The organism is Curvibacter gracilis ATCC BAA-807 (assembly GCF_000518645.1).
Taxonomy (GTDB): domain Bacteria; phylum Pseudomonadota; class Gammaproteobacteria; order Burkholderiales; family Burkholderiaceae_C; genus Curvibacter; species Curvibacter gracilis.
Genome location: NZ_JADZ01000012.1, coordinates 1 through 13,513, shown reverse-complemented (window position 1 = coordinate 13,513; position 13,513 = coordinate 1). Strand labels below are relative to the sequence as shown.

Here is a 13,513-nt window from a genome sequence, read left to right as displayed (position 1 = left end):
GCTCAGCCCACCTTGATGCAGATGTTGCTGACCTCGGAGTAGAAGTCGAGCGACCAGCGACCGCCCTCACGCCCCAGGCCCGACAGCTTGGTGCCGCCGAAGGGCGTGCGCAGATCCCGCACATACCAGGTGTTGACCCAGACGATGCCGGTGTCGAACTGGCGCGCCACGCGGTGGGCACGCTGCAGGTTGGTGGTCCAGAGGGTGCCGGCCAGCCCGTAGTTGGAGTCGTTGGCGCGGCGCACCACTTCTTCCTCGGTGTCGAAGGGTGCGATGTGGCACACCGGGCCGAACACCTCTTCGCGCACGCAGCGCGCCGTGTCGGGCAGACCGGTCCAGATGGTGGGCTGGATGAAGGCACCGTCGTCGCGTTCATCGCCGAAGTGGGGAATGCCGCCACCCGTGACCACGGTGGCGCCCTCCTCCACGGCAAGCTTGAAGTACGAGAGCACCTTGGCACGGTGCTTGTGCGAGATCAGCGAGCCCATGTCCACACCGGGTTCGTCGGGGTAGCCGATGCGCAGCTTCTCGGCCCCGGCCTTCAAGGCCTGCACGAAGCGCTCGAAGATCGGCCGCTCGACATACACCCGCTCGGAGCACAGGCAGACCTGGCCGGTGTTGGCGAAGGACGAGCGCAACACGCCCTCCACCGCTGCATCGAAATCGCAGTCGGCGAACACGATGGCGGCGTTCTTGCCACCCAGCTCGAAGGACACCTCTTTCACGCCGTCGGCCACGGCCTTCATGATGGTCGAGCCGGTGCGCGATTCGCCGGTGAAGGTGATGCCGTCAATGCCCGGGTGGGCTGACATGGCGGCCCCGGCCGAGTTGGCACCAAAGCCATGCACGAGGTTGAACACGCCGGGGGGCACACCGGCCTCATGGAAGGCCTCGGCCAGCAGGGTGGCCGAAGAAGGGGTTTCCTCGGACGGCTTGACGACCAGGGTGTTGCCGCAGATCAGGGCGGGGGCCGCCTTCCAGGTCATCGACAGGATGGGCAGGTTCCAGGGCGAGATGCTGGCCACCACGCCCAGCGGCTTGCGCACGGTGTAGTTGAGCAGGGCCTCGCCCTGGGCCGTGCGGCTTTCAAAGCATTCCCCATGGGCCACCTTGCCCAGATCGGCGAAGGTGCGCAGGTTGGCGATGGCGCGGAACACATCCAGGTTGCGGGCCTGGGTCACGGGGCGGCCGGTGTCGGCGACCTCGGCGGCGACGAACTCATCGAAGCGGCGCTCGATGACGTCGGCCACCTTGTGCAGCCAGGCAGCACGCTCGTCCACCGTGCTGCGACCCCAGGGGCCCTCCAAGGCCTTGCGGGCCGCCTGCACCGCGCGGTCGACCAGGGCCGCATCGGCTTCATGGACCCGGCCCAGCAGGCGCCCATGCAAAGGGCTGATGTTGTCGAACTGCCGCTCGGTGGAGACGAACTCGCCATCGACGTAATTGCGCAGGGAGGCCAGCGAGGCTGGCAGCATGAATGGGTAGGACAAAGAAACCTCCGACGTGAAACTGGGAGGCACTGTAGGGAGCGGGCCGCGCTTTGGATAATGAAAACAAAGGCGCGATCTATAGCGTCCGGGAATAGCGGAAAACCCGCCCCACACCGGATGCGGGCCGCACGGCCTGCGGCCTGCGCAGGCCGGTGGACGCAGACCGACCCGATCGAAGACATGAGGGGAACAGGTGGCCGGCGGCTGTCACGCGCCGGCAAGGCCTGAGAAGGCCGCAAGATGGGCCGACGCGTGCTCAGACCGAGTCGCGCAAGGCCTCGATGAAGCGCTGACAGGCCGCACTGGGCTGCCGATGCGATGAGACGCTGTAGCCCACCGCGGCAAAGGCCTCCAGCGGCCCCAGCGAGAGCCGCGACAGCAGCCCCGACTCTTCGAAGCGCTGGGCCGCCAGGTGCGGCATCAAGGCCACCATGGGCCGGCGGCGCAGCAAGCCCATGTTGGTGAGCACCGAGACCGAATACACCACCCGCGCCGGCAGGGGCAGCTTCTCGCTGTCGAACATGGCGCAGGCTGCGCTGTAGGCCACCGAATCGGGGGTGGGCAATATCCACTCCTGGTCGTGCAACTCGCGCAGGCTGAGGCCTTGGCGCGCCGCCAGCGGGTGCCGACGGTCAACCACCACGCACAGCGCCTCGTCGTAAAGCATCTGATGGTGCAGACGGTCGGGCTGCACCAAGCCCGGCATGGGCTCGTTGTCGCGCGGCAGGTAGCCCACCACCACATCCAGATCGCCCCGGGTCAGCGCCGGGAAAAGCGTGCTGTGGGTGCCCACCCGCACCTCGACCTCCACGTCGGGTGCCGCCTCGTGCAGGCGGTGGATGGCCTCGGGCACCAGCACCGCTGAGGCGGTGATCAAGGTGCCCACCACCACATGGCCCGAGACCCCCATCTGCCAGGCGTTGAGCCCATCGGACAGGCAACGCAGCTCCAGCAGCATGGTGCGGGCGTGGCGCTCGAACAGGCGGCCGAACTCCGTCAGCGCCACACCCTTCTTGCTGCGCACGAACAGATCCTGGTCCAGGTAGCGCTCCAGCTCGTGCAGCGACTTGCTGACGGCAGGCTGGGTCAGGGCCAGCTCGCGCGAGGCGGCCAGGATCGAGCCGGCCGACACCACCGCCTCGAAGACCACCAGTTGGGAGAGTTTGAGTGAGCGCGCCAGTGAGAGGCGCGATTGTTTGAAGTTCCGCATCGTGCATGACCTCTTGAATGGATCTGTCCGGAAAAGACAGACACACTGCGGCGCAGTGGCCCCGCAGCGTAGAGGTGTTACGGGCTTCGTCAGGTAAGCAAATGCAGGGGGCCCCGCCCCCTGCTACACCCTGACCATCAGGCGGGCTGCTGCCGCGCCGTGGGCATGACCAGCGCCTCGCCCTCGATGACCACCTTGCCGGCGACCGTGCAGACGGTGGTCAAGCTCACCCGTCGTTTCTCAGGAAACAGTTCCTTGACAGTCACGGTGGCCTTGACCGTGTCGCCAGGGTGCACCGGGGCCTTGAAACGCAGGCTTTGCGAGAGGTAGACCGTGCCCGGCCCGGGCAGCTTGCCGGCGATCGCAGCCGAGATCACGCTGGCGGTGAGCATGCCGTGCGCGATGCGCCCCTTGAAGGGCGTGGCGCTGGCGAACTCCTCGTTGATGTGCATGGCGTTGTTGTCGCCCGAGGCGCCGGCAAACAGCACGATGTCGGCCTCGGTGATGGTCTTGGCAAAGCTGGCACTCATGCCGGCTTGCAGGTCTTCGAAATCATGGCCTTGGAGGTCGTTCATGGATCGCTTTTGATGAAGATGAAATGAAAGGGGCAAGGTGCCCTTCAGGCGGCGCGGCGCAGCGGTGCGGGTCGGTTGAACTCATTGAGCAGGCGCGCCTGTTCTGCGCGGGCGACTTCGAGGTTGCGGTGCTTCACATGCCCGTAACCCCGGATGCCATCGGGCAACTGGGCCAGCTTCAAGGCCGTGTCGAAGTTGTCCCGGCGCAGGCGGCTCAGCACATCCGTCATCAGCCGGCAGTAGTCTTCGATCGCCTGGCGCTCCTGGCGCCGCTCCTCGGTCTTGCCAAAGACGTCCAGCGCGCCACCGCGCAGGCCCTTGCAGCGGGCCAGCCACTTGAAGGCCGTCAGCACCCAGGGGCCGTAGGCACGCTTGATCAGGTGGCCCGTCACCGGGTCGCGCTTGGACAGCAGCGGCGGCGCCAGGTGGAACTGCAGGCGGTGGCCGGGCTTGAACTCGGACTCCAGCCGGGTCAGGAACTCGGGCGCGGTGTGCAGACGGGCCACCTCGTACTCGTCCTTGTAGGCCATGAGCTTGTAGAGGTTGCGGGCCACCGCCTCCGACACCAGGGTGCTGCCCGGCAAGGCGTGGCGTTCCATGTCGGCCACCTGGCGCACGAACTGGGCGTAACGGCGCGCATAGGCCTCGTTCTGGTAGTCGATCAGGTCGGGCACGCGGCGCTGCAGCAGGCGCAACAACTCGCCATCGGCGCCACAGGCATCGACCATCTTCTGGGCCGCGGCGCTCAGGCGCACCGGGCGGTGCAAGGTGACCACGCTGCCCGCCGCCGCCACGGGGTTGAGGCGCGCGATCTCGGCCTCGACCAGATCGCGCCGGCTCACGGCCAGACGGCCCCAACGGAAGGCGGCCAGGCCCATGTCGACGGCCACGCCGGCCTGCACGATGGCGGCCTCGATCGAGGCCGCCGCCAAGGGCAAGGCACCGGCCTGGTAGGCCACCCCCACCATGAAGATGTTGGTGGCCATGCTGTCGGCAAACAGGCCTTCGGCCAGGCCCTGGCCGTCCAGGAAGACGTTGTCGGCCGCACGGCTGACGCGCTGGATGCCTTGCATCAGGGGCTCCAGCTCGGGGAACTGGACATGGCGGTCGGACACCATCTGCCCGGTGGGCGTGCGGGTGGTGGAGACCACCGCCACCGTGACCTCGGGATGGCACTTGTCCAGGTTCTTGGGGTCGGTGGCGTTCAGGATGTCAAAGCCCAGGTACAGATCGGCACAGCCATCGGTGATCTTGTTGGCGCCATGGAACGGTGCAGCGGTGATCTTCAGGTCCGAGATCACGGCCCCGCCCTTTTGCGCCAGGCCGGTCTGGTCCAGCCCGATCACATGCTTGCCCTCGATGCGGGCCGCGTTGGCGATGGTGGAGGCCACGGTGACCGAACCCGTACCGCCGATGCCCATGATGTGCACACCGAAGTCGCCCCGCACCTTGAGCTCGGGTTCGGGCAAGGCATGCTCCATGGCGGGGATGCGGCCCTTCTTCTTTTTCTTCACGGGTGCGGCGCCCGCCGCTTCGGGGGCCGGCGTGACGGTCAGGAACGAGGGGCAGAAGCCGTCGACACAGGAGAAATCCTTGTTGCATGAGCCCTGGTGGATGCGCGTCTTGCGGCCGAACTCGGTCTCGATGGGCTCCACGCTCATGCAGTTGGACTGCTCGCCACAGTCGCCACAGCCTTCGCACACCCGCTCGTTGATGACCACGCTCTGGGCCGGTTCAGGCCGCTGGCCACGGCCACGCAGGCGGCGCAGTTCGGCGGCGCACTCCTGGTCGTGGATCAGCACGGTGGTGCCCGGCACGGCGGCCAGCGCACGCTGGGCCTCATCCAGGCGATCGCGGTGCCAGACCTCGGTGCCGCCGGCCAAGCCAACGCCGCTGTACTTGGCGGGGTCATCGGTGGTGATCAGCACCTTGCTGACCCCGTTGGCCAGCAGTTCGGACACCACATTGGCCACCGGGTGACTGCCCTGGATGTCCTGCCCGCCGGTCATGGAGGTGTGGGCGTTGTAGAGCAGCTTGTAGGTGATGTTGACACCGGCCGACACGGTGTAACGCAGGGCCAGGCTGCCGGAGTGGAAGTAGGTGCCGTCGCCCATGTTCTGGAAGATGTGCGGCACCTCGGTGAAGGGCGCCATGCCGATCCACTGAGCCCCTTCGGCCCCCATGTGGGTGCCCATGACCACGTTGCGGTCCATCCACATCGCCATGGTGTGGCAGCCGATGCCTGCCGACACCACACTGCCGTCGGGGGCCACGGTGGAACTGTTGTGCGGGCAGCCCGAGCAGAACCAGGCGGTGCGGCCTGCGGTGGCAGGGTCTTCGCGCAGGTGGATGGCGTCCAGGCGCTGCAGCCAGGCTTCGGCCGATTCGATGCGGGCCTTCTGTGACAGACGCTTGTAGAGGGCGCGGGCAATCACATCGGATTCGAACTCGCCGCCCGGCGGGAGCAAGGGCTGCTCCTGCTCATCGAGCTTGCCGACGATGCGGGGCGCACGCGCGCTGCCATAGAGCACGTTCTTGGCGAACATCTCCAGGAAGGGGCGCTTTTCCTCGATCACGAACAGCTCTTCCAGGCCCTCGGCGAACTCGCGCACGATGGTGGGCTCCATGGGGAACAACATGCCCATCTTGAGAATGCGCACCCCGTGCCGCTTCAAGGCGGCCTCGTCCAGCCCCATCTCGCGCAGGGCCTGCATCAGGTCGTTGTAGGTCTTGCCCGCCGTCATGATGCCCAGCCAGGCATCGCGGTTGGGCAGCACCACGTTGTTGAGCTTGTTGGCCCGGGCGTAGCGCTTGGCCAGTTCCAGGCGTTGGGTGTAGAGCGAATGCTCCATCTCCAGGGCCTCGGCCCGCACGTTCATGCCCAGGTTCATGCGCGGCGTGAAGGGCACACCCTCGAACTCGAGGTCGGGTTGCACGAAGTTCAGGCGCTCGGGCGAGACCTGGGCCGTGCCACTGCCATCGGCCACATTGGTGACCATCTTGAGGCCCACCCACAGCCCGGACAGGCGCGACATCTGGTAGCCGTGCAGCCCCAGGTCCAGGATCTCCTGCACCGTGCCCGGGTACAGCGAAGGCATGCCCAGGTGGAACAGCATGGGCTCGCTCTGGCTGGGCAGGGAGGACGACTTGCAGCTGGGGTCGTCCCCCACCACCGCCAGCACCCCGCCGTTCTTGCCCATGCCGGTGTAGTTGGCGTGCTTGAGCGCGTCGCCGCTGCGGTCCACCCCGGGGGCCTTGCCGTACCACAGGCCGGTGACACCATCGAACTTCTGCTGGCCCACCGCCCCCAGCATCTGGGTGCCCCAGACCGCCGTGGCCGCCAGGTCTTCATTGAGCCCGTCGACGAAGCGGATGTTGTGCTCCAGCAGCAGCTTCTGCCGCTTGATCAGGGCGGCATCCAGCATGCCGACCGGTGAGCCCCGGTAGCCCGACACGAACATGCCGGTGCGCAGCCCACGGCGCTGGTCGGTACGGATCTGGTCCAGCGTCAGGCGCACCAGGGCGTCAATGCCCCCCAGGTGAACGACGCCTTCTTCACGGGTGAACGGGCTGTTGGGGTCTTGCTTCGCAGACATGAATCGACTCTCTAGATGGAACAGGCACACAGGGATGGGATCGGCACGGGGGCCGACAGAACAGCCAAGCTGCCCCGGGCTCATGCAAAGAGAGGGGCCCGGGCGACAGCTCTCCGCTGTGGACGTCCGTGCAGGCCCGCACGACCGACTGCAGCGGTGCGCGGCCACTTTAGCCAGGGCCTTGCGCCCTGAATAATGAAAAACTCCGAGCGATGTATGCCCGTTGTGAATAGCTGGCGGCGCACGCCATCGCGCCCGGTGCGCCAGCCCCGTCAGAAGGGTGTGGGGGTGCCCCTGGCCTACCAGCGTTCCATGTACGGCCGCAGGTCCAGCTCGAAAGTCCAGGCGTCGCGCGGCTGCTGGTGCAGCAGCCAGTAGTTGTCGGCGATGTGCTCGGGGTTGAGGATGCCGTCCTGCGCCTTCAGGGCGTAGCGCTCGGGGAAGTTGCTGCGGATGAACTCGGTGTCGATGGCGCCGTCGACCACCACATGGGCCACATGGATCCCTTGCGGGCCCAGCTCGCGCGCCATGCTCTGGGCCAGGGCCCGCAGCGCATGCTTGGCGCCCGCAAAGGCCGCGAACCCCGCCGCACCGCGCAGGGCCGCCGTGGCCCCGGTGAACAGGATGGTGCCGCGCCCGCGCTGCACCATGCGCCGCGCCGCCGCCTGCGCGTTCAGAAAGCCGCTGAAGCAGGCCATCTCCCAGATCTTGAAGTACTTGCGCGCCGTCTCGTCGAGCACGCTGCAGGGCACGTTGGCGCCGATGTTGAACACCAGCACCTCGATGGGTCCGTGCTCGGCCTCGATGCGCTCGAACAGGGCCTGCACCTCGTCCTCCTTGCGCGCGTCGCTGGCGTAGCCGTGGGCCTGGCCGCCTTCAGCCCGGATGGCGTCCACCAGGGGCTGCAGCTTGTCGGCCGTGCGGCGCGTGACGCAGCTGATGTAGCCCTCGCGGGCAAAGCGCCGCGCAATGGCGCCCCCCGTGGCATCGCCTGCCCCGATCACCAAGGCCACGCCGCGTGGCTGCTGTGTCTGCTGTGTCTGCGTCATCCCCGTGCCTCCGTCGGTGAGGGCGTGCGCTGGTGCCCGCCTGGCCGATGATCTTGCCTGCGAGCCCCCCTGGCAGGCAAGCCACCCCCTGTCACCCAGGTTCAGCAACCTCAGGGATGGCCGCCTTGACACCCTGCCAGCGGCTGCCTACGGTGAGCCGTACAAGACTGAGGAGACATCATGGGTCGCACCCTGGAATTCTTTTTCGACGTGGGCAGCCCCGCGTCCTACCTGGCCTGGACGCAACTGCCCGCTCTGGCCGCGCAGACCGGCGCCCAGCTGACATGGCGCCCCATGCTGCTCGGCGGCGTGTTCCAGGCCACCGGCAACGCCTCACCGGCGGCCGTGCCCGCCAAGGGCGCCTATGTGTTCCAGGACCTGGCGCGCCATGCCCGGCGCTATGGGGTGCCGCTGCAGCGCAACCCGTTTTTCCCGATCAATACCCTGATGCTCATGCGGGCCGCCACCGGCTTTGGGATGCACCAGCCCGATCGCCTGCAGACCTACCTGGCCGCCGTGTTTGACGCGATCTGGGTGCAGGGCCTGAACCTCGGAGACCCCCTGGTGGTGGGCAAGGTGCTGACGGGCGTGGGCCTGGATGCAGACCAGGTGCTGGCCTGGTGCTCGGATGCCGATGTCAAGGCGCAACTGAAAAACACCACCGACGAGGCCGTGCGCCGTGGCGTGTTCGGAGCCCCCACCTGCTTTGTGGGTGATGAGATGTTCTTCGGGCAGGACCGGCTGGATTTCATCCGAGCCGCCTTGCAAGAATCTCAGGCCTGATCGCCTGCAGCCACCGGGCTGGCAGCAGGGGTCTCTGCCGGATCGGGCTGCGCAGCTTGATCGGGTTGTGCAGGCTGCGCGGCCGCCACGGCCACCAGCTCCAGCCCCAGCACCCGGGCCATCTCGGCCAGCGTGCTCAAACGGGGGTCGATGGCGCCGGACTCGATGCGTTGCACCGTCATGCGCGACAGACCGGCCCGCTCGGCCAGCTCCTGCTGTTTGAGGCCCAGGCGTTTGCGGGCGGCTTGCAGTTCGGCAATCAGGTTCATGGGGAAGGCTCCAGCACTCCAGGACGGGGGAGCGCATTGTGCCGCCTGGGCCGCGGCGAGCGCAGCACAGGCGCAAAAAAACCCGCCGCAGCGGGTGGCTGGACCGGCGCCTTGCGGCGGGCGATCAGGCGGCCAGCAGGCGGGCCTTGGCTTCGGCGTATTCGCGCTTGAGCTGGGCCACCAGGTCGGCGGTCTTCTGCACCTGGGTGATGGCGCCAATGCCCTGGCCGCAGCCCCAGATGTCCTTCCAGGCCTTCTTGGCGTCGCCGCCGAAGTTCATCTTGCTGGGGTCGCTCTCGGGCAGGTTGTCGGGGTCCAGGCCGGCTGCGCGGATGCTGGGCTTGAGGTAGTTGCCGTGCACGCCTGTGAACAGGTTGCTGTAGACGATGTCGTCGGAGTTGCCGTCGACGATGGCCTGCTTGTAGCCCTCGGCCGCACGCGCCTCTTCGGTGGCGATGAAGGCCGAGCCCATGTAGGCGAAATCGGCCCCCATGGCCTGTGCGGCCAGGATGGCACCGCCCGAGGCGATCGAACCCGACAGCGCCAAGGGGCCGTCAAACCACTGGCGGATCTCCTGGATCAGGGCGAACGGGCTCTTGGTGCCGGCATGGCCGCCAGCGCCTGCGGCCACCGCGATCAGGCCGTCGGCGCCCTTTTCGATGGCCTTGTGGGCGAAGGCGTTGTTGATGATGTCGTGCAGCACCACACCACCGTAGCTGTGGATGGCCTCGTTCACGTCGGTGCGGGCGCCCAGCGAAGTGATGATCACCGGCACCTTGTACTTGATGACCATCTCGATGTCGTGATCGAGGCGGTCATTGCTCTTGTGCACGATCTGGTTGATGGCAAAGGGGGCGGCCGGGTTGTCGGGGTTGGCCTTGTTGTGGGCAGCCAGGGCCTCGGTGATCTCGGCCAGCCACTCGTCCAGTTGGGCAGCGGGGCGGGCATTGAGCGCGGGCATCGAACCGATCACGCCGGCCTTGCACTGCTCGATGACAAGCTTGGGGTTGCTGATGATGAACAGGGGCGAGCCGATGACCGGGAAGGGCCGGTTGGCGAGCGCCGGAGGCAGTTTCGACATGTTGTTTGTCTCCAGGAGGGATGGGTCTGCGCGGATTTTGACGGGCGAGAGGGCGGCCACACTGTCCGTTTCGGGACAGCGCGGCCTGCCCGATCAGAAGGCTTCCGGGGCCAGCGCGTTCACGCTGTCGGCACCTTCGACAATGCTGTCGCGCAGGCCGGGGGCCTTGCTCAGCAGGTGGTCGGCATAGAAGCGGGCGGTGCTGATCTTGCTGCGCATGAAGGCTTCGTCCTGCCCCTGGGCCAAGAGGTCTTGTGCCACCAGCAGCGAGCGGGCCAGTTGCCAGCCGGCCACCACATTGCCGGCCAGCATCAGGTAGGGCACGGAGCCGGCGAACACTGCGTTGGGCGAGGCCTTGGTGTTGCCGGCCACGAAGTCGACCACGTCCAGGAAGGCCTGGCGGGCCGCCTTCAGGCGCTTGGCCACCACGGCGGCGGTGTCGGTGCCGCTGGCCAGCAAGGCGGCCTCGGTCTGCTCGATCTGGGCGGCAATGCCCTTGGCCGTCTGGCCGCCATCGCGGGCGGTCTTGCGGCCCACCAGGTCATTGGCCTGGATGGCGGTCGTGCCTTCGTAGATGGTCAGGATCTTGGCGTCGCGGTAGTACTGGGCGGCGCCGGTTTCTTCGATGAAGCCCATGCCGCCATGCACCTGCACGCCCAGCGAGGTCACCTCCAGGCTCATCTCGGTGCTGTAGCCCTTGACCAGGGGCACCATGAACTCATAGAAGGCCGCGTTCACCTTGCGGGTGTCGGCATCGGGGTGGTGATGCGCCGCGTCGTAGGCGGCGGCAGCCACGCTGGCCATGGCGCGGCAGCCTTCGGTGTAGGCGCGCATGGTCATCAGCATGCGCTTCACGTCCGGGTGGTGGATGATGGCCGCGCTGGCGTTGATGCTGCCGTCCACCGGGCGGCTTTGCACGCGGTCCTTGGCGTATTGCACGGCCTTCTGGTAGGCGCGCTCGGCCACCGCAATGCCCTGCATGCCCACCGCATAGCGGGCCGCATTCATCATGATGAACATGTATTCCAGGCCGCGGTTCTCCTGGCCCACCAGGTAGCCGATGGCGCCGCCGTGGTCGCCGTACTGCAGCACGGCCGTGGGGCTGGCCTTGATGCCCATCTTGTGCTCGATGCTCACGCAGTGCACGTCGTTGCGCGCCCCCAGCGAGCCATCGGCATTCACCATGAACTTGGGCACCACGAACAGGCTGATGCCCTTCACCCCCTCGGGTGCGCCCTGCACGCGGGCCAGCACCAGGTGCACGATGTTCTCGGCCATGTCGTGCTCACCATAGGTGATGAAGATCTTGGTGCCGAAGATCTTGTAGCTGCCATCGGGCAGCGGCTCGGCGCGGGTGCGCACCAGGGCCAGGTCCGAGCCGGCCTGGGGCTCGGTCAGGTTCATGGTGCCGGTCCATTGGCCCGACACCAGCTTGTCGAGGTAGATGGCCTTGAGCTCGTCGCTGCCTGCGGTCAGCAAGGCTTCGATCGCGCCATCGGTCAGCAGAGGGCACAGGGCAAAGCTCATGTTGGCCGAGTTGAGGATCTCGGTGCAGGCCGCGCCAATCGTCTTGGGCAGGCCTTGGCCGCCAAAGTCAACCGGGTGCTGCAGGCCTTGCCAGCCGCCTTCGGCGTACTGCTTGAAGGCCTCCTTGAAGCCCGGGGTGGTGGTGACCACGCCGTCCTTCCAGCTGGAGGGGTTCTTGTCACCGTCCCAGTTCAAGGGGGCGATCACACCCTCGTTGAGCTTGGCGCACTCCTCCAGCACGGCCTGGGCGGTTTCCAGACCGGCATCTTCGAAGCCGGGGATTTGCGAGACTTGTTCGATGTTGGCCAGGTGTTCGATGTTGAACAGCATGTCCTTCAGGGGGGCGGTGTAACTCATGGGTTCATCTCCGGATATGAAAAGGGCATCGCGAACGATGCCCATTTGGCTTGTTGTCAGAAAGGGGCTTGCGCCTCAGTTCACAGTGCCGCGATCAGCTCAGGCACGGCCGCGAACAGGTCGGCCTCCAGGCCGTAGTCGGCCACGCTGAAGATCGGCGCCTCGGGGTCCTTGTTGATCGCCACGATCACCTTCGAATCCTTCATGCCCGCCAGGTGCTGGATCGCACCACTGATGCCGCAGGCCACGTACAGGCTGGGCGCCACGATCTTGCCCGTCTGCCCCACCTGCCAGTCGTTGGGCGCGTAGCCCGCGTCCACCGCCGCACGGCTGGCACCCAGCGCCGCACCCAGCTTGTCGGCCAGGGGGGTCAGCACTTCGTTGAACTTCTCGCTGCTGCCCAGGGCCCGGCCACCCGAGACGATGATCTTGGCCGCCGTCAGCTCGGGGCGGTCGCTCTTGGCGATCTCGCTGCCCACAAAAGCGCTCTTGCCGCTGTCGGCCTGCGCGGCGATGGCTTCGACCGCGGCGCTGCCGCCCGTGGCCGCTGCGGCGTCAAAGCCCGTGGTGCGCACGGTGATCACCTTGGTGGCGTCGGCGCTTTGCACGGTGGCGATGGCGTTGCCGGCGTAGATCGGGCGCTCGAAGGTGTCGGCGCTGATGACCTTGCTGATTTCGCTGATCTGCGCGACGTCCAGCTTGGCGGCCACGCGCGGGGCGGCGTTCTTGCCGCCGGCGGTGGCGGGGAACACGATGTGGCTGTAGTTGGCTGCAATGGCCAAGACTTGTGCGGCCACGTTCTCGGCCAGGCCGTGGGCCAGGGCTTCGCTGTCGGCGTGGATCACTTTGCTCACGCCAGCAATTTGCGCGGCAGCGGCAGCAGCAGCACCGGCGTTGTGGCCAGCGACCAGCACGTGTACGTCGCCACCGGCTTGCAGTGCGGCGGTCACGGTGTTCAGGGTGGCGCCCTTGATGGTTTGGTTGTCGTGTTCGGCAATAACAAGTGCGGTCATGTTCAGATCACCTTGGCTTCAGTTTTCAGTTTGTTCACCAGGGTGGCCACATCGGCCACCTTCACGCCAGCGCCACGCTTCGGGGGCTCGCTGACCTTGAGGGTCTTCAGGCGCGGGGCCACGTCCACACCGAGGTCTTCGGGCTTGACGGTCTCCAGCGGCTTCTTCTTGGCCTTCATGATGTTGGGCAGCGTCACATAACGCGGCTCGTTCAGGCGCAGGTCGGTGGTGATGACTGCGGGGATGGACAGGCTCAGGGTTTCCAGGCCGCCGTCGATTTCTCGTGTGACGTTGACCTTGTCACCGGCCACTTCGACCTTGCTGGCGAAGGTGGCCTGGGGCAGGTCGGCCAAGGCGGCCAGCATCTGGCCGGTCTGGTTGGCGTCGTCGTCGATGGCTTGCTTGCCGAGGATGATCAGGCCCGGTTGCTCCTTGGCCACCAGCGCGTTGAGCAGCTTGGCCACGGCCAGGGGCTGCAGTTCGAGGTCGGCGGGGGTTTCGACCAGGATGGCCCGGTCCGCACCGATGGCCATGGCCGTGCGCAGGGTCTCCTGGCACTGGGC

The 13,513-nt window shown here is 66.9% G+C and carries 11 protein-coding genes; 1 reads left to right on the top strand and 10 read right to left on the bottom strand.

Features of this window, described 5'->3' with window-relative positions:
• Positions 1 to 2: 2 nt before the first annotated feature.
• From L880_RS0109710 to L880_RS0109690, 5 genes are all read right to left on the bottom strand, one after another.
• Positions 3 to 1,475 (bottom strand): 2-hydroxymuconic semialdehyde dehydrogenase, encoded by a 1,473-nt coding sequence (locus tag L880_RS0109710; protein ID WP_027475515.1) that lies wholly within the window; start codon positions 1,473 to 1,475, stop codon positions 3 to 5.
• Between the two features lie 271 nt (positions 1,476 to 1,746).
• Positions 1,747 to 2,700 (bottom strand): LysR substrate-binding domain-containing protein, encoded by a 954-nt coding sequence (locus L880_RS0109705; protein WP_019574344.1) that lies wholly within the window; start codon positions 2,698 to 2,700, stop codon positions 1,747 to 1,749.
• Between the two features lie 137 nt (positions 2,701 to 2,837).
• Complete coding sequence (locus tag L880_RS0109700) at positions 2,838 to 3,275, bottom strand: MaoC family dehydratase (protein ID WP_027475514.1); 438 nt, start codon at positions 3,273 to 3,275, stop codon at positions 2,838 to 2,840.
• Positions 3,276 to 3,319: 44 nt separating this feature from the next.
• Positions 3,320 to 6,871 carry an indolepyruvate ferredoxin oxidoreductase family protein gene (locus L880_RS0109695; protein WP_027475513.1) on the bottom strand — a complete coding sequence of 1,184 codons (3,552 nt, stop codon included), beginning with the start codon at positions 6,869 to 6,871 and terminating at the stop codon, positions 3,320 to 3,322.
• Between the two features lie 299 nt (positions 6,872 to 7,170).
• Positions 7,171 to 7,920, bottom strand: coding sequence for an SDR family oxidoreductase (locus tag L880_RS0109690; protein WP_043329125.1), 750 nt, complete (start codon positions 7,918 to 7,920; stop codon positions 7,171 to 7,173).
• A 180-nt stretch (positions 7,921 to 8,100) separates the two neighbouring features.
• Here L880_RS0109690 and L880_RS0109685 point away from each other — a divergent pair, with 180 nt between their 5' ends.
• Entirely contained in the window at positions 8,101 to 8,703 is a 603-nt protein-coding gene (locus tag L880_RS0109685; protein WP_027475511.1) for a 2-hydroxychromene-2-carboxylate isomerase, read from the top strand.
• Here L880_RS0109685 and L880_RS0109680 read toward each other — a convergent pair.
• The 5 genes from L880_RS0109680 to L880_RS0109660 all read right to left on the bottom strand — a co-directional run.
• Entirely contained in the window at positions 8,694 to 8,972 is a 279-nt protein-coding gene (locus L880_RS0109680; protein WP_027475510.1) for a helix-turn-helix transcriptional regulator, read from the bottom strand. The genes L880_RS0109685 and L880_RS0109680 overlap by 10 nt on opposite strands.
• Before the next feature lie 124 nt (positions 8,973 to 9,096).
• Positions 9,097 to 10,053, bottom strand: a complete 957-nt coding sequence (locus L880_RS0109675) for an NAD(P)H-dependent flavin oxidoreductase (RefSeq protein ID WP_027475509.1) — start codon at positions 10,051 to 10,053, stop codon at positions 9,097 to 9,099.
• A 93-nt stretch (positions 10,054 to 10,146) separates the two neighbouring features.
• Positions 10,147 to 11,937 carry an acyl-CoA dehydrogenase gene (locus L880_RS0109670; protein WP_027475508.1) on the bottom strand — a complete coding sequence of 597 codons (1,791 nt, stop codon included), beginning with the start codon at positions 11,935 to 11,937 and terminating at the stop codon, positions 10,147 to 10,149.
• Positions 11,938 to 12,017: 80 nt separating this feature from the next.
• Positions 12,018 to 12,950 (bottom strand): electron transfer flavoprotein subunit alpha/FixB family protein, encoded by a 933-nt coding sequence (locus tag L880_RS0109665; protein WP_027475507.1) that lies wholly within the window; start codon positions 12,948 to 12,950, stop codon positions 12,018 to 12,020.
• A gap of 2 nt (positions 12,951 to 12,952) precedes the next feature.
• Positions 12,953 to 13,513 (bottom strand): electron transfer flavoprotein subunit beta/FixA family protein (locus L880_RS0109660; RefSeq protein WP_027475506.1); only part of this gene is annotated, 561 nt, incomplete at its 5' end.

Coding starts and splice junctions, on each gene's coding strand:
- L880_RS0109705 (WP_019574344.1), bottom strand. CDS start 2,700: ATGCGGAACTTCAAACAATCGCGCCTCTCACTGGCGCGCTCACTCAAA.
- L880_RS0109690 (WP_043329125.1), bottom strand. CDS start 7,920: ATGACGCAGACACAGCAGACACAGCAGCCACGCGGCGTGGCCTTGGTG.
- L880_RS0109680 (WP_027475510.1), bottom strand. CDS start 8,972: ATGAACCTGATTGCCGAACTGCAAGCCGCCCGCAAACGCCTGGGCCTC.
- L880_RS0109665 (WP_027475507.1), bottom strand. CDS start 12,950: ATGACCGCACTTGTTATTGCCGAACACGACAACCAAACCATCAAGGGC.
- L880_RS0109670 (WP_027475508.1), bottom strand. CDS start 11,937: ATGAGTTACACCGCCCCCCTGAAGGACATGCTGTTCAACATCGAACAC.
- L880_RS0109695 (WP_027475513.1), bottom strand. CDS start 6,871: ATGTCTGCGAAGCAAGACCCCAACAGCCCGTTCACCCGTGAAGAAGGC.
- L880_RS0109700 (WP_027475514.1), bottom strand. CDS start 3,275: ATGAACGACCTCCAAGGCCATGATTTCGAAGACCTGCAAGCCGGCATG.
- L880_RS0109710 (WP_027475515.1), bottom strand. CDS start 1,475: ATGCTGCCAGCCTCGCTGGCCTCCCTGCGCAATTACGTCGATGGCGAG.
- L880_RS0109675 (WP_027475509.1), bottom strand. CDS start 10,053: ATGTCGAAACTGCCTCCGGCGCTCGCCAACCGGCCCTTCCCGGTCATC.
- L880_RS0109685 (WP_027475511.1), top strand. CDS start 8,101: ATGGGTCGCACCCTGGAATTCTTTTTCGACGTGGGCAGCCCCGCGTCC.